The sequence below is a fragment of the Rhizobium sp. AN5 genome (assembly GCF_900215255.1).
GTDB lineage: Bacteria > Pseudomonadota > Alphaproteobacteria > Rhizobiales > Rhizobiaceae > Agrobacterium > Agrobacterium tumefaciens.
Genome location: NZ_OCMJ01000002.1, coordinates 283727 through 298618, shown reverse-complemented (window position 1 = coordinate 298618; position 14892 = coordinate 283727). Strand labels below are relative to the sequence as shown.

21 protein-coding genes and 1 pseudogene are annotated in these 14892 nt (G+C 55.1%); 14 read left to right on the top strand and 8 right to left on the bottom strand.

Going from position 1 to position 14892, the window contains the following annotated elements; genetic code table 11:
• Window positions 1-209: 209 nt before the first annotated feature.
• The 4 genes from CRP02_RS27445 to CRP02_RS02320 form a co-directional block, all read right to left on the bottom strand.
• Window positions 210-785: a glycogen/starch synthase gene (locus CRP02_RS27445; RefSeq protein WP_323455327.1), complete on the bottom strand. Its 576-nt coding sequence runs from the start codon at window positions 783-785 to the stop codon at window positions 210-212.
• Window positions 786-796: 11 nt separating this feature from the next.
• Window positions 797-970: a glycogen/starch synthase gene (locus tag CRP02_RS28055; protein WP_179783926.1), complete on the bottom strand. Its 174-nt coding sequence runs from the start codon at window positions 968-970 to the stop codon at window positions 797-799.
• 442 nt (window positions 971-1412) lie between these two features.
• Window positions 1413-1640 (bottom strand): hypothetical protein, encoded by a 228-nt coding sequence (locus CRP02_RS02325; protein ID WP_097170099.1) that lies wholly within the window; start codon window positions 1638-1640, stop codon window positions 1413-1415.
• Between the two features lie 146 nt (window positions 1641-1786).
• Window positions 1787-2548, bottom strand: coding sequence for a Crp/Fnr family transcriptional regulator (locus CRP02_RS02320; protein ID WP_097170098.1), 762 nt, complete (start codon window positions 2546-2548; stop codon window positions 1787-1789).
• 619 nt (window positions 2549-3167) lie between these two features.
• On the opposite strand from CRP02_RS02320, the gene CRP02_RS02315 reads away from it, so the two are divergent.
• A complete protein-coding gene (locus CRP02_RS02315; protein ID WP_323455307.1) occupies window positions 3168-3833 on the top strand; it encodes a Crp/Fnr family transcriptional regulator in 666 nt (221 codons plus the stop codon).
• Here CRP02_RS02315 and CRP02_RS02310 read toward each other — a convergent pair.
• Window positions 3816-4055 (bottom strand): DUF6894 family protein, encoded by a 240-nt coding sequence (locus tag CRP02_RS02310; RefSeq protein WP_097170097.1) that lies wholly within the window; start codon window positions 4053-4055, stop codon window positions 3816-3818. The genes CRP02_RS02315 and CRP02_RS02310 overlap by 18 nt on opposite strands.
• Before the next feature lie 356 nt (window positions 4056-4411).
• Here CRP02_RS02310 and CRP02_RS02305 point away from each other — a divergent pair, with 356 nt between their 5' ends.
• The 3 genes from CRP02_RS02305 to CRP02_RS02295 all read left to right on the top strand — a co-directional run bounded on the left by CRP02_RS02305 (window position 4412) and on the right by CRP02_RS02295 (window position 6086).
• A complete protein-coding gene (locus tag CRP02_RS02305; protein ID WP_097170268.1) occupies window positions 4412-4615 on the top strand; it encodes a hypothetical protein in 204 nt (67 codons plus the stop codon).
• Window positions 4616-4974: 359 nt separating this feature from the next.
• Window positions 4975-5154 (top strand): hypothetical protein, encoded by a 180-nt coding sequence (locus tag CRP02_RS02300; protein ID WP_097170096.1) that lies wholly within the window; start codon window positions 4975-4977, stop codon window positions 5152-5154.
• Window positions 5155-5228: 74 nt separating this feature from the next.
• Window positions 5229-6086: an SDR family oxidoreductase gene (locus tag CRP02_RS02295; protein WP_097170267.1), complete on the top strand. Its 858-nt coding sequence runs from the start codon at window positions 5229-5231 to the stop codon at window positions 6084-6086.
• 136 nt (window positions 6087-6222) lie between these two features.
• Here CRP02_RS02295 and CRP02_RS02290 read toward each other — a convergent pair whose 3' ends face one another.
• Together CRP02_RS02290 and CRP02_RS02285 are read right to left on the bottom strand one after the other, a co-directional pair.
• Window positions 6223-6444: a hypothetical protein gene (locus CRP02_RS02290; protein ID WP_097170095.1), complete on the bottom strand. Its 222-nt coding sequence runs from the start codon at window positions 6442-6444 to the stop codon at window positions 6223-6225.
• A gap of 53 nt (window positions 6445-6497) precedes the next feature.
• Window positions 6498-6812, bottom strand: coding sequence for a DUF982 domain-containing protein (locus tag CRP02_RS02285; protein WP_097170094.1), 315 nt, complete (start codon window positions 6810-6812; stop codon window positions 6498-6500).
• A gap of 529 nt (window positions 6813-7341) precedes the next feature.
• Here CRP02_RS02285 and CRP02_RS02280 point away from each other — a divergent pair.
• The 7 genes and pseudogenes from CRP02_RS02280 to CRP02_RS02255 form a co-directional block, all read left to right on the top strand.
• Complete coding sequence (locus CRP02_RS02280) at window positions 7342-7620, top strand: hypothetical protein (RefSeq protein WP_323455306.1); 279 nt, start codon at window positions 7342-7344, stop codon at window positions 7618-7620.
• Between the two features lie 398 nt (window positions 7621-8018).
• Window positions 8019-8153: a hypothetical protein gene (locus CRP02_RS27790; protein WP_323455305.1), complete on the top strand. Its 135-nt coding sequence runs from the start codon at window positions 8019-8021 to the stop codon at window positions 8151-8153.
• Between the two features lie 16 nt (window positions 8154-8169).
• Entirely contained in the window at window positions 8170-8499 is a 330-nt protein-coding gene (locus CRP02_RS02275; RefSeq protein ID WP_097170093.1) for a hypothetical protein, read from the top strand.
• A complete protein-coding gene (locus CRP02_RS02270) occupies window positions 8493-8912 on the top strand; it encodes a CHASE4 domain-containing protein (RefSeq protein WP_097170092.1) in 420 nt (139 codons plus the stop codon). The genes CRP02_RS02275 and CRP02_RS02270 overlap by 7 nt, the downstream gene beginning before the upstream one ends.
• Window positions 8897-10096 carry a diguanylate cyclase domain-containing protein gene (locus CRP02_RS02265; RefSeq protein ID WP_179783915.1) on the top strand — a complete coding sequence of 400 codons (1200 nt, stop codon included), beginning with the start codon at window positions 8897-8899 and terminating at the stop codon, window positions 10094-10096. Before CRP02_RS02270 ends, CRP02_RS02265 begins: the two co-directional genes overlap by 16 nt.
• Complete coding sequence (locus CRP02_RS02260) at window positions 9997-10590, top strand: EAL domain-containing protein (protein ID WP_097170090.1); 594 nt, start codon at window positions 9997-9999, stop codon at window positions 10588-10590. Before CRP02_RS02265 ends, CRP02_RS02260 begins: the two co-directional genes overlap by 100 nt.
• A pseudogene (locus CRP02_RS02255) lies at window positions 10551-10940 on the top strand (EAL domain-containing protein); the annotation flags it as partial. The gene CRP02_RS02260 and the pseudogene CRP02_RS02255, both read left to right, overlap by 40 nt.
• Window positions 10941-11133: 193 nt before the next feature.
• On the opposite strand, the gene CRP02_RS02250 reads toward CRP02_RS02255, so the two are convergent.
• Window positions 11134-11376 (bottom strand): hypothetical protein, encoded by a 243-nt coding sequence (locus CRP02_RS02250; protein ID WP_097170266.1) that lies wholly within the window; start codon window positions 11374-11376, stop codon window positions 11134-11136.
• Between the two features lie 395 nt (window positions 11377-11771).
• On the opposite strand from CRP02_RS02250, the gene CRP02_RS02245 reads away from it, so the two are divergent.
• The 3 genes from CRP02_RS02245 (at window position 11772) to CRP02_RS02235 (ending at window position 14855) form a co-directional block, all read left to right on the top strand.
• Window positions 11772-12851, top strand: a complete 1080-nt coding sequence (locus CRP02_RS02245; RefSeq protein ID WP_179783914.1) for a PAS domain S-box protein — start codon at window positions 11772-11774, stop codon at window positions 12849-12851.
• A 147-nt stretch (window positions 12852-12998) separates the two neighbouring features.
• Window positions 12999-13310: a hypothetical protein gene (locus tag CRP02_RS02240; protein ID WP_097170265.1), complete on the top strand. Its 312-nt coding sequence runs from the start codon at window positions 12999-13001 to the stop codon at window positions 13308-13310.
• A 144-nt stretch (window positions 13311-13454) separates the two neighbouring features.
• Entirely contained in the window at window positions 13455-14855 is a 1401-nt protein-coding gene (locus CRP02_RS02235) for a sensor histidine kinase (RefSeq protein ID WP_097170088.1), read from the top strand.
• The last annotated feature ends 37 nt before the right edge of the window (window positions 14856-14892 follow it).

Here is a 14892-nt window from a genome sequence, read left to right as displayed (position 1 = left end):
TCGCCCTCGCCGTGAACAATCAGCCTGCCTTTGTTCTCAATGATTAGAGAGACGACGTCAAACAGGAGGTCGATGCCCTTTTGCCAGGTCAGACTGCTGATAACGCCGAAAACCGGGCCCTGGGTATGTGCGAGGCCGAGAGACTGTAGCAGAGCATGTTTGTTCAGGTTCCGCCTCGTCGCCGTGGCTGAAGTGAAATTCGCGTGAATTTAGGGATCTGTCGCGGGATCCCAGACGTCCTGACCCACGCCGTGGACAATGCCGAGCAGATTATCACGCCGTCCGGCGAGCACACCGTGCATCCCCATGCCCGATTCCGGCATCAGGATCTCCCGTGCGTACGTAGGGCTGACTGTCGTGATTGCGGTCGTCAGGCCGCCCTTTAAAAGCGATATGTCGCCATAATATTCTAGACAATCGACAGTGCAGAGGCGGGAGGCAAGCCCGAGCATGCTGGCCCGCTCAATCGGATATTGTCCCTGGAAAGCCAGGTTGTGAAGGATAAGAACGGTGGGCACCTTCGACGTCTCCTCTGAGAGATAGAAGCAGGCCAGCGCCGCATGCCAATCGTGAGCATGAACGATATCCGGTTGCCAACCGTCCAGCGCACCAAGGGCGATTTCCGATGCCACCTTCGACAGGACGGCAAAACGCACATCGTTGTCGCTAAAGGCTGTTATTTTCACCGTAGGGGTGCCCGTCTCTGTCGAACAGGTCTGCGGCTTCCAGAAGTAGCAGGTTGCGGCGTCTGCCGCGACGGAAAAAACTGAAACCTGTCGTCCCAGAACATGTGCTGTCAGACACGCCTCGTGCCCGCTGACAAGCGGCTTAAGCCGCCGGTAGAGAGGCCGTAAGTACGAACCTCTCCTCCCAGCTTTGCCAGCGCTTCCGGAAGCGCGCCCGCTGCATCGGCCAATCCGCCGGTCTTGATGAAGGGAAACATTTCGGCGGTAACGGCAAGAATCCGCATATGGCACCTTCGGAAACTCGGGAACTGCGGGGGGTCCGGAAAAATGCCCGGAACAGACTGCGCGCTATTTGTCTCGCTGGTAATCCTAACGCGTGATGCTCATTTTTGTGTTTTCTCGCCGGCAAGTGTGGGGATCTCTTCCGTCCCTGATCGAAGAGGTGTGTTCGATATTCAGCTACTCATTGTCGAAATGATCTTCGCGGCCTTGATCGTCGCCGGTAATGGGAAGCGTTTTGCAAGTCATGCGACACCTTGTTCGGTACGAATTCGATGGAGCAGCCCCATCCGCGTTCGGGCAAGTTGGCTCCCGGTTTGCGGCCCGATATTCTCCATTGCCGCCGATCCACCGGGTCACAAGGTCCGTGCAGCTTGTCTAGTCCCAATTTCTTGCAATGGTGCATCGGGAAGATGCGCGCGGGCCAGAGGGACCCATGGTCGAATTTCAGCCGACCCGCAACTTGGTGCGAAAATAAAGGGCCGCCAGCCGCTCAAGTTTCAATGGGTCAACGATACCACGCTCATACATTTTCAGAACATAGCGGGCAACATCCATCCGGCATAAGACGAGATCCCGTTCAGTGGACAGAACCTTTTCGTAAGCTGCCTTAACGATATTAATGTCTTCGTTCAGAAAAATGCCTGAACTCTGGTATTTGTGACTGGCTTGCATTTCACCTCCTTGAAACGCCGCTACTTCAACGTGTATGGGTGTTTCACAGCGTGAGGGAAGAGCCTCTCATACTATACGGAAATTGCTAAAGGTAAATGTGCGCAAACGTACCCACGATTCGTGGAGGCAGGAATGGTGCCGGACACCTAGAGGGATGGTGTTGTCAGCTGCATTTTAGGGGGCTGCGCTCGCAAAAAACGGGCGAATACACGATCGTTTTCCTCTTCGGGCATTCCATAAAGTTCTCGTGCGTAGGTCTCCAGCATTTCGCGGTTCCTGACGGTAACCTTTCCTCTCTCCGAGCGGATGAAACCATGGCTCTCGAGAACATGGAGGGCGTCCGTTACGCTCGCGCGCCTGACGGCCAGCATGGTCGACAAAAAATCATGGGTGAGGTGCAACTGATTTCCGTGCACCCGATCGTGGCACAGAAGGAGCCACCGGGCGAGACGCTCAGTGACGGGCTGGATGGCGTTAGATGCGGCCGTGCACTCCATCTGCGTTCTCGAGACATGTAGGGCACAGGTCAGAATATCGGAAAATGATCTATACTTTGAGAGTATGGCATCGAAAGACTGGATGTCGATAGACAGAGCCTCGCCCGGGGCTTGCACAACAATTTCGGTCAGACTTGTTTTTGCGCCGACCAGGGCGCCACTCGGCACAAATCCTTCATTGCCGATAACACCCGCCTCTGTTTTTCGTCCCGATCTGGAAACAACAACGACAGAAGCGATGCCGGATGACAGAAAAAAAACGCTCTCAATAGGAGCTCCGGCCGACACAAGAATGTCTCCGAGCACGAGTTTGACAATAGTGCCGGCATTGGTGATTTCCCGCCTAATGTCGTATTCGAGAAGAGAAAGCAGATAATTTGCCTCTCCATTTCCGTCCGTTCGCTGCAGCATGACATGCACCTCGCTTGAGCGTCTGCTTCCTCCTCCTTGCACCATCAAAGCGGAAACAATCTTATCTATGTCTTCAGAACGTCTGGAGAGCACAAAAGGTCCATCTTTGCCGCCATGCAACCGGCCGGGCTACAAAAATAAGAGCAGGGAGTTGAACCACGCCATCCGAATTCCGGTGGACCGCATCTGCAATGCCGATGCCCACTCTCACGAGGCGTCCAGCTGCATGCTCCGTTCTTCGCCGTGCTGAAAGCAGGCGCTGCACGATCTTTGCGTGTATTCGTCGTAGATCGATTTGCTCGCTGAGCAGGCAATCGTCCCAAGGGCCCACCAGAGCGCAGGCGACATACCAATGATCTGTTTCAGTGCATGATGCTGCCAATGTGCCAGAACTGAATACCCCAGCCATTTCGTGGCGCAGACATCGCCGCCTCCACAGGTTCGTACGGAACCGTGCCCACTGTTTTCTTTACATTTTCTGCTGCTAGTGTGCCGGCCGCGTGTTGCGTTTTTCCAGCAGAGGAGCGAACCGGGCGAACCGCTATGCTTGGATCAGATTTTTTTGTCTATAATCAACTATTGAAGGCCCTCCAAAGGATTTTCGCGGCTTGCATCCCAAATGGAATCGATCGACCTGCCGGCGGGACATCAACGTGTCAGGGCGGGCGAACCTATTTCGCATCTTTGTTTTATCGAGACCGGCATTCCCTCGACCGTAGTTCACAATGATGGTGGTAAAAGCATCGAGACACTGCTTGTCGGTCGGGAGGGAATCACCGGCTGGCCCGTCCTGTTGGGTGCATCGGTGACGCCAGATGAGACCGTCATGCGTGTGGGCGGTCGCGGTCTCATGATTTTGGCTGTGAATATCCGGCGAGAAATGGGAAACGACGTGCGGCTGCGGGAGCTTTTGCTGGGCTATATCAATATCTGCCTACTTCAGGTCGGCCAACTCGTGCTCGCAAACGGGCAATACAGCTTGCGGGAAAGGCTCGCCCGCTGGCTGCTGATGTGCCATGATCGACTTAATACCGACGACTTGCCGATTACCCATGAATTTCTTTCCATAGTCCGTGCAGTTCGGCGGCCGAGTATTACCAACGAATTACACGTCCTGGAAGGTATCCATGCGATCCGCGCGAGCCGCGGGAATGTTCGGATCATTAACCGACGCGTGCTGCAGGAGGTTACTGATGTGACCTACGGCGCTCCCGAAAGGGAATATGAAAGACTGATCACCCGAGTGCGGGCTGATGTTGCCGAGCCGTCAGTTTTTTTTGTCTAGCGCGTCGGCAAAACGCACAACTTTCAGTAATTCTTGCTCGCTATCACGAATGATGATGCATCCTTCGGATATGTCGCGTCCCTGCAGGACAGCTTCGCTCATCAGGGCGCGTGCGTCTTTGCGGGCTTCTTCGATCGCTTGGTCCAGGGAAGGGAGTTCGGTTCCCTCCTGGTCGTCAATGGTCCTATGGCCGCTGATAACGTTAAAGAAAAATCTTGGCATGGCAAATTTCCCGTGAATGATGCGGTCGCCACCGGCTACCGATATCCGAACTTCCGCTGAGATCGCGTCTGTTTTTGGAGCCGCGCTGCTAGTTCGGAAATACTGGCGGCACCAAAGCAAGGGCGCGATTCGATATCGCAGGGGCGACCGAAGTCCTGCTGCTGTTGGTGGGCGATCTTGGGGTAACTGGCCGGATTGACCGGATCACCGCCAACGCTACCACGATGTGTCTTCTGTCGCCGTCTAACTTTGACGTTGCACAATTGTTTCGAAAAAATTCTCGAAGGTTTGTTGTTTTGCGGAACATTGACCCGGAAGAGCGGTTGGAGAGCCATGAAACAGAACTGGAGGCAGCAATGACCAATAATTCTCCACGCGACGGGGCGCCCGGAACAACCGAACAATCGCCTCGCTGGGAAGGGCCAGGAGAGAGCCGTCCCAGGGGTTATTTAAAGCCCAAGGACGATCCTGAACAGGACCGCGACGCTGTTGGTGAAAACCTCAAAGACCCACGCAAGAAGCGCGTTTCCGATGCGATGAAAACCGGCGACGACCAATAGGGCGCGCCGGCTGATCTGTTGCCGTCACGCCAGCCGGGCCCTCTCATGAACGCAGAGGCACCTTTGGAAATCGAGAAGCCCGCAGGCGACAACGACCGGCGTTTGAAGAGTAGGGGGGCTCCGGAGGTTTCCCGAAAAATGCCCGGAGTGCTGGAAGACGCCTAGAGAGAGCTCCGGAAGAGGCAACGTTACTGTACTTATGCACCACTATTGGCAGAGCACTGTGGCTGACACCTGGCATATTAAAATAGCTTCTCACGAAATATTAATCTCGGAACCTCTGTGGCGCGGCATGGTTCGTTAAAGGCGGCCAACAAGGCTCGCAAATGACAAATCACCAATATGAGGAGTGATATATCATGCCAAATCAAGGTGGTACGCACGACCAGCACGGGAAGGCTGGCCAAAAGGGCCAGAAGGGCAGCGACAAGCGTTCGCATTCCGCATCGACGTCCAATAACGACGACAGTGGCAAGACCCGCGGTGGTACACATGAGCAACATGTGAAGGCGGGTCAACAGAGCCACAAAAATTCCTGAGGTTAAAATGATCACGAGATCCCCGCGCGTGCTCGTGGGGATCTTCTGCTTTCAAACATCGGATGGAAACGTTCATGACCGATTATCCACGCCCCCCATTTCCAGAGCAGCAACAGAAAATCCCCGGTCGCACGAACGAAATGTCGCCTGTTCCCGATCACGGTGAAAAGACCTATGTTGGTTCTGGTCGGCTGGAAGGGAAAAAGGCGATTATCACGGGCGGTGACAGTGGTATCGGGCGGGCGGTTGCCATTGCCTTTGCGCGCGAGGGCGCCGATATATTGATCGCTTATCTGGATGAACACGAAGATGCCGAGGAAACCCGACGTCTCGTTGAAGACGCTGGCCGCAAGGCGGTTCTGTCAGCGGGGGACATTCAGTCATCGTCCTACTGCCGCCAGATCGTCGAGAAAGCCCGGTCCGAACTCGGTGGCATTGATATACTCGTGAATAATGCCGCTCACCAAAACACCTTCAGCCAGATAGAAGATATTAGCGATGAAGAGTGGGAGATGACTTTTGCGGTGAATATCCACGCGATGTTTTATCTGACCAAAGCAGCGGTCGCCCATATGAAGCCGGGGTCGGCCATCATCAATACGGCGTCGATAAATTCGGATAGCCCGAACCCTACTCTGCTAGCCTATGCGACGACCAAGGGCGCGATCCAGAACTTCACGGCGGGCCTGGCGCAGTTGCTGGCCGAAAAAGGTATTCGCGCCAACGCTGTCGCTCCCGGCCCGATCTGGACCCCCTTGATACCCTCCACCATGCCCGCAGAAAAGGTATCGGCGTTTGGCACGCAGGTGCCGATGAAGCGACCGGGTCAACCCGCCGAGTTGGCAACCGCCTACGTCATGTTGGCCGATCCCATGTCAAGTTACGTTTCTGGCGCGACAGTAGCAGTGACAGGCGGCAAGCCGATTATCTAACGTGGATGGGAGGCTGGACCGATGGTATGAAAGCCAACGGCCGGGCGCCACGCCTTTCGAGACACCATGGCAGACTACGGGGGGCAGCCACCGTTTCCGGCAAGTGACTCTGTCATTGAATCCGCTTATCTTATGTTCATATCCGGCCCGGATGCGTATGGAGCAGGAAAGATAGCGCAATGACGAAAGCGAGCGTGAGGATCGCCAGCACATAGACGATCATTCTCTTCCACGTCCGGTTTCGACCGCGAAACGCGCTGTCATCGATACCGACGGGAGAGTACTTTGAGTCAAGCTTCTCGCTGACAGGGCGGTTAAGATCGTCTTCGGGTCGAATATGTTCGCGTCGCTCAGCCATAGTGTCCTCCTGCGTTCTGTCTTCTACATATGCTCATCTGCAAGCGCTCGCCATCAACAGATCATCGGCGTCACTGCTTGCTTCGGCGAAGAGCGGCAACTGGTCATTTCCGGGAATGGAATGAACGTGGTGTGGAATACTGCTTCCAGGCATGCGGCAATGAGGTGCTCGCGCCCCACCTCGGAAGGTGCACTTCGGAGCAACGCTATGCGGCAGCTCTTCAACGCCTGTTTATAATGCGCGCCTGTCTTGTTCGGCCAGTGCTCCTCCAACAGTTGAACCGCCTCATCCACGCCGTAGACGCCGAAGCAGCGGCCGCCTAAGGAGAGTCCGAGCGGATAAGTGCCTAGAAGAGGGATAGTTGTCATTGTTTCCTCCTTTGTCGGAGCCACACGGGTCGTCTGGCCCTGAGTTTCGCATGGGAGAAGCTTCTGTCCAACGCCCGGCTTGCAATTCGCGAGAAAACGGTCAAGCGCCGCCTACCTGTTTTTGGGCAGAGCTTTGAGTAACGGTTTCCTGCTTAGTAGGTGTCCTTAAGGCCATCAAGAAAGTGATCGTTGAAGGGTCCTTCGGGTGCGCATTGGAGCCTCCTGTTTGAACGAGCCCCGAACCGCCCTCGGCGCAATTTGTTCCGGCACCCTGAATGCGTCGAAAAAGTGCCATGGATGAAACTTGATATTTGGCTCTACCGTATATTCAGAAAATCTACTGCCAAGGGTCGCAGATATTTGATGATACTGGATTAACCCTCTACGGTCCGCCGAGCTTATAATAGTAATTAACACACGCGCTGCCGGCGGCATGCGGGGAGTATTGCATGCAGACTACCGAACGGCTCACCATTCTGTCATCAGCGCCGCCGGCGCTATCACGCCCGAAATCAAAGCAGCATGCTCCGTGGCCAAAGTCGATTTGGTCGGGCCCTACCCAGCCGATACGATAAACAGCGCGGATGTGCTTCGATACACAGCAGCTATAATCGACGCCCGTTACGAAGCGGAAATCATGTTGCGCTTGACAGAACAGCTGGACGAAAAAGCGATACCCCATCTTTTTTTCGTGCCACAGGCTGTTTCAAGCCATGAACCTGGACCTTTCGTGCTTTCGGGACGCTCATACGATATTCAGAAAATTGTTTCTGGATTAATGGCGCAAAGGAGCAGTATTCGGCACTAGGGCCGAAGAAATTCTCTCTTCGCCTGTGACGCGCCAGGAATCACTTCCGGTGTTAGAGCGCGTCGGCGCTCATCTCTTGAGAAAATGGTCCAGCTACCGGCGTTCGTTGCGCGCGAGCGATAATCTGGAGGCGATTTTCGATTGCGGTCGCTGCTAGATCCCATGGGCGGTAACCCACTCCAGTTCTTTCCCCTCGATCTTAACTTCGAGCTCCCGCATTCTGAAATATTTTATCCTCAGTTTCGACGCGACAGAATTCGGCAAGCGATGGTTTCCATCGCCTACGGTCAGCGAAGGACGACGAAACGGGTGTTGGTTTCTGCCACTGGACCGGCGGCGCGCTTTTCCTCGGCAGCCTGAAAACGTTCTCACCCCCTCCAGAATGAAAGACTGATGCAATGAAACTGACTGGCACCACCATCTTCATCACCGGCGGCACGAGCTGTATCGGGCGGGGCCTTGCGGAAGCCTTCCATCGTCTCAGCAGCAAGGTGATCATTGCCGGACGACGCACCGCCTTTCTCGGCGAGTGACCGCGACAATCCCGGCATGGCGGCCATCAAGCTCGACGTGTCGAGCCTCGACAGCATCCAGTCCGCCGCGCGCGAATTGATTGAGAACCATCCCGATCTCAACGTGGTGTTCAACAACGCCGGCTTCATGCCATTCGACGATGTCTCCGGCTCGATTGACGATGCCGTCGCGCAGGATGCTCCCGTTCCGAAGCGGAACATCGTAGGCCTACGACCGCGACGAGGCAGTTTTGTGCGGTACCGTACGAAAGCCGTTTCGACCTCCCTTAACTATATTGGTTCCAGCCGTTTTAAGGTTCATCCTCGTAGGGTTGATGAAACACACGCGGACATGAGCGAATGCTGACCCTTTTGCAGTCGAAATGGTTTTGGAGATTTAGCCTGCCCATCATGGTGTCGATCGCAATATGTGGGCTACTTCTCTTGTCACTTTACTGGGCGGCGGTCGCAAGCGACGCGATCGCGGTTGCAAGACAGCGCGATGTCGTCGCTCTGACGGTTTCAAAGTTGAGGTCATCGATTGCTCATGATCAGGAAAGCGTTACTGTCTGGGATGATGCGGTCAGGAATTCGGTTGCGCGAAATCGCGACTGGATGGACACCAATCTTGGCGTATGGATGAACACCTATTTCGGACACGACGCAACAGTCGTGCTGACAGAGGATCTCAATCCAATCTACCAATTTGTTGTCGTTCCAATGACGCGACCGTTAGCGATGGTTTGCGGGTCGCCCATCTTCCATTGGCAAAGAGGCTGAAGGAGCGCCTCATTGCAGGCGATAAGGACGGAACGAACAGCAAGGTTCTCTCCATAGGCGAAGCGGACATCGTCTACGTTGGCTCGCGCCCGGCGATCGTCGGTATTAAACCGATCGTTTCGGACACAGGGGATACCGAGCAGCAACCGGGGCAGCAACATCTGCATGTTTCGGTTCGCTTTCTAGACGGAGATCTCGCAGCGACCGTGGGTCAGGAATACCAGTTCCACAATCTGCGCTTTGCCCTCCATCAGCCGACGGACCCGCGTTTTTCATATATTACGCTGCGTTCAAGATCCGGACCGGTTGTCGGCTACTTCGAGTGGCAACCCTTCACGCCCGGCCACAAGGTCCTCGAGGCCACCGTTCCTGCCATAGCAATTGCGTTCCTTGCTATATTCAGCGCAGCGAGCGTTGGTGGTAATGCACTCTGGAGACGCTCGAGCCGGTTACGGTCGAGCCGGGAGCAACTGCAATATCAGGCGACACATGATGGTCTCACTGGGCTCGCCAATCGTTCGGAATTCAACGTGGAGGTTGCGGCGGCCGCGCAAAATGCGAAAGAAGACGAGGTACATGCTGTCCTGTTTACCGACCTCGACAGGTTCAAGGAGGTGAACGACTCGCTTGGCCATCCCGCAGGTGATAAATTGATATCGCTTGTTGCAGCGCGGCTCATGAGCCTTTTTCCCGACGGCCTTGTTGCGCGGATCGGCGGTGATGAATTTACCGTTCTTCTCACGCTGAATGAATTCGTGCAGGCAGAGCATGCCGCAAAAGCCATCGTTGACGACCTTCGAGCGCCTTTCGAAATCTATGGGGCACATGTCGCAATTGGCGCGAGTGTCGGAGTGGCCCTCAAGCAGGGCTCCTTTGACGCAAACGAGGCAATCCGTCAGGCTGACATTGCACGTTATCACGCCAAAGCCGTCGACAGGAATACTTACGCGATATTTGGTAACCACATGGACGAGTTGCTTCGCCAGAGGAGGGCCCTGGAGGCTGACTTGCGTAAAGCGGTCAATGGCCGTGCGCAGATAGAAACATTTTATCAGCCTGTCTTTTCTGCGGGAGAGGGGAGGCTCTGTTCTCTCGAGGCCCTGGCGCGCTGGAAACACCCCGAACTCGGATACAATACATCAGCCCCGAACGGTTTATTCCGCTCGCGGAAGCGTGCGGCCTGATCCACGAAATCGGTGCCATTGTGCTGGAAGACGCCTGTTCCATGCTGGCAGAGTTTCCCGACATCGACATCGCGCTCAACGCCTCCTTAGTGGAACTGTGTTCGCCCTCCTATCCGCTGAACATAATTGCTGCGCTCGAAAAATGGCAGATACCGGCTAATCGCCTGGAGATCGAGATAACGGAAAGTGCTGCCACCGGCGAGGATGGCCGATCGGAGCGGAATATTGCAGCCCTGCGCGCAGCCCGCGTCAGGTTTGCCATCGACGATTTTGGAACTGGATACTCGTCATTCTCGCGGGTTCAGAAGATCGATGTTGATCGCATCAAGATTGACAGATCCTTTATCGAGGAAATCCACAGAAGCGACAACAGGGCTCTTGTCGTTGCGATGATCAATATCGCGCGGGCCAAGGGATTGAAGATTACCGCCGAGGGTGTTGAGACAAGGGAGCAACGGGATCGGTCATGTTGGATGAGAACGATTCAAACCTAAGAACACTGCAAGAACTGCGGGCGCTGGGTGTGAAAATCGCCATGGATGATTTTGGAACTGGCTACTCGTCCCTCGGCTATCTTCGAAGCTTCCCCTTCGATAAGATCAAAGTGGATCGTAGCTTTATCAGTGATTTGCCAAATGGAAAAGAATCTCTTGCCATTGTCCGCGCAGTCGCCGGTATTGGTCGAAGCCTCGGCATTACAACGACCGTTGAGGGCGTCGAGACACAGGAGCAGCTCGACGCGGTCAATGCGGAGGGGTTTGATGAGGCTCAAGGATATCTTTTTTCCAAACCGGTTCCCGCACACGAGATCGCCGCGGCTCTTCAGTCGCTTGGCGTCGAATGACGCTTTCTGTGAAGGTGCTCACAGCAACACGATTCAATCGTCGCCGTATTTGTCATCTCACTGACGCATTTCTCGAGATTTGGTAAAAAGATGAGCTGTAGGCTGCAGGGAAGTGTTCCCGTTCCGCCAGCTTGGACCCCATCCCTTGACTGCTCGAGGCGCATACGGTGAGCCTTTGGTCTGCGCGAGAGGATTACCCGGCTGCTAAGTCGTTTTTACGCATCAACGCGATGAACGCTTCTTTCAGGTTCAGGCAACGATACAGCAGATCGGCCTTTTCATCTTTTAGCCGTCGCAAGAGGATCAACTCTCTTTCGTTGACGTTGTTCGCCATTGCCCGAAGGCGAAGATCGACTTCGATCTCTCTAACTGCCATTTCGCAAGCGGCGATTTCCTCAAGCAGCCGTTCCCAATGTTTTTCCAGCACAAAGCTCACTTTGTGGCCCCACCCAATCGCCCTGTTTACCAACAATTAACATAACCAGTGCGGATTTGGACCAGCGTTTCCAGATATGGTTAACGCCTCGGCTGAGTTACGATCCGTTGACGTTTGGTCTCGCACGCCAGTGCGTTCGACACCTTTTCGATGCGGCACCATCCAGTTGTGATGTCCAGGATTTTTGATAATCTCGATCGCTCTGAGGCGTTTGCCGCGCCTTTTCGACAGGATTGGTGACCCCCGAAGGTGTTGCATTGCGACGATCGGGAAAGCGAGCGCGATGCTCCATCACCACAGCTATTGCGCAGTGGCTAAAATAGAATATCTTCAAGAAAATTGGGCTTTTATGAGCCTGCCAGCAAATATTTCAGCATTCGACGAGTACCCGTGAGATGGAAGATTATCCACACGCCGGTTATGGCGCAACGAACGAAGATCGTCTGCAGCGGCTGCTGGCGCAATTGAAGGTAGCGCAGCCGGGATATGAAGCTGCGGCTTTCCTTGCGGCAATCGTCGAATCTTCCGATGACGCCATCATCAGCAAATCGTTGCAAGGGACCATTACCACCTGGAACCTGAGCGCGGAGCGGCTGTTCGGCTATTCAGCTGACGAAGTAGTGGGACGACCAATTACCATGCTGATCCCGGAGGATCGTCTCGACGAAGAGCCTGCGATCCTGGCAAGGATCAATGCGGGAGAGCGTGTCGATCATTTCGAGACAGTCCGCCGTCGCAAGGACGGCACCCTCATTGACATTTCCCTCACGATCTCACCCATCCGGGCCGGTGACGGCACGATCATCGGCGCGTCCAAGATCGCCCGTGACATCTCTGAGCGGAAACGTGCAGCAGAACATCAAGATATGCTGCTCCGGGAGATGCATCATCGGGTGAAAAACCTTTTTGCAATCACTGGCAGCATTATAACTTTGGCCGCACGAACAGCGCAGACGCCTGCTGAACTCGCCGACGGCATGAAGAACCGTTTGATTGCTTTATCGCATGCTCACCAGTTGACCTTGCCAAGCTTCAGCGGCGGCGAATCCCCTTCGGAACGATCCACGACCTTCTTTAATCTCCTCTCGAACCTGCTTTCTCCGTTTGAAGACAAAGACGCCGGACGATGGCATCTGCATGGCGAGGACCCACACATCAGTGCGGAGCGCGTGACAAGTCTTGCGCTGCTGTTTCACGAGTATGCTACCAACGCAGTGAAATACGGTGCTCTTTCTGTGGCGGACGGGCGGCTCGATGTTACCCTGACGTCTGCGTCGGACTGTTTCGAGATCGCCTGGCTCGAATCAAATGCGAGAACCACGACCGCAGGGAAGGCCAAGGAAGCAGGCTTCGGAACCACTCTTGAAAACATGCTGGTCAGGACCCTGAACGCACAGGTATCGAGAGACTGGCAACCGCAAGGGCTTCTGATCCGGCTCACCCTTCCACGCAACGCTTTTTCGCTTCCGTCATAAGCGTTTGGAAATAGCTACCCTCTATAATGTGCGTGGATTGGAACTGATTTAGTGCTCGCTAATTCTTACTGTCACCCAACAGACTTCGGTGGGCGTTGGCAGCTGAGAGCTGTGTTGCTCTTGCCTGCCGAAGGGAGTGCGCGCGTCATGGCTTGTTTTGACAGTACAGATGCCTCTTATCGACTGATGCGGAGCGCTGTCAAAGTGCTGGCTGATCGTTTTACACATTCTGAAACTGCGAGCGCAGCAATTGTTGAGCATTCTTTGCAGATCATTATTGCTGATCCGGAACTGCTTTCAGACGGTAGCCGGGGAGCATTTTTTTCGGTTGTGCGACGCGTTGCCCTTGAACACTTCAGCATTTTCAACAACCTGCCGGCTGCGCCAGCAGCCGATCATCCGGGTGGCCTGGATAAGGCTGCTGCTGCAGAGTCGTCACAGGAGAAAGACGGGAAATAATGCACCGCGGTAAAGGGAGTAATATAGACACCGGCGTGTCGGTATCTCGCCACACCTACTGCATTTTCAGATGGAACCAGCAGCCCTGTTGAGCGTTCTGACTGGTTAAACTGTAGGCTTCGGCCGAGGAGGCCGAGGGGCCAGATGAATGACAATATTATTTTAAGCGGCGGTCGCACCGCCGTTCCGACGAAACAGCATATGGAAGATTACGAGGACTTTTTTGAGAACGGTGCGGTCGCCCTTCATCTTGTCGGTGAGGATGGTACGATCCTGCGCGCAAATCGAGCGGAGCTCGACCTTCTCGGCTTCACCGCCGAAGAATACGTCGGTCGGCCGATCTCCCAATTCCATGCAGATTCCGATACAATCCGCGAGATACTGGCCCGCTTATCAGGTGGAGAAAAGCTGAACCGTTTTCCCGCCCGGTTGCGCGCAAAAGACGGCTCCATCAGACACGTAGAAATCACCTCGAGTGTCCAGTTTCGCGATGGCAAATTTCTCAATACCAGGTGTTTCACAATCGATGTCACTGACACGGTACAACTGAGACGACAACTCGCTCGAAAAGAACAGGAAATGCGCCAGATCCTGGAGGCGCTTCCTGCGGCCGTCTACACCACGGACGCGCAGGGGAAGATCACTTACTACAACAGGGCCGCCATCGAACTCTCTGGGAGGGAGCCGGTCGTGGGCCAGGACGAATGGTGCGTGACCTATCGCTTGTTCACACCTGATGGGCAGCCGCTTCCCCACGATCAGTGCCCGATGGCAATCGCGCTCCGTGAGAAACGGGTCGTGCGCGGAGTTGAAGCGATTGCGCAACGGCCGGACGGCACAATGGTACCTTTCCTGCCGTTTCCGACACCGATGTTTGACGAGGACGGTGAACTGATCGGGGCGATTAACATGCTTGTCGACATCAGTGACCGAAAGACTGCCGAGACGAACCAGAAGGTCTTCCTCGATGAACTCAATCACCGCGTTAAAAACAACATGGCGATGCTGTACGGGCTCGTCAATTCTGCCGCGAGGGAATCGAGGAGCGATGAGGCCCGGCGCGTATTGGGAGACGCCGCACAGCGCGTCGGAGCCATGGCGGCCGCCCAACAGACCCTCTACATGGAAAAAGACCGGACCCGCGTGAATGCGAGGGAATTCCTTCAAGCTGTTTGCAGCAGTGCCAGGCAGGCCTTCTCAAAGGAGGTTGCGCTCCATATCGACGTGGATGAGGTACAATTGCCGAACGACGTTACGATGCCGCTGGCGCTGGCCCTGAATGAACTGCTGACGAACGCCGCCAAGCATGGCTGCGACGACGCGGGGAAATGCGACGTCTGGATCACCCTTTCACATCATGACGGAGGATTCGTGCTGACAGTCCGCGACAGTGGTCCCGGGTACAGTTTTGAGGCCACGGGCAGGCGCTCCTCGGGGACGGGGCTGGTGTCTGGCCTGGTAAGGCAACTGCGTGGTTCCTTCTCCGTGGCGCCAGGTCCAGGCGCGATGTGCACGATCCGATTCATTGACAACAAGCTGGGCTGAACATGTACCCGACGACGTCGTCCCCAACTTCTCATGG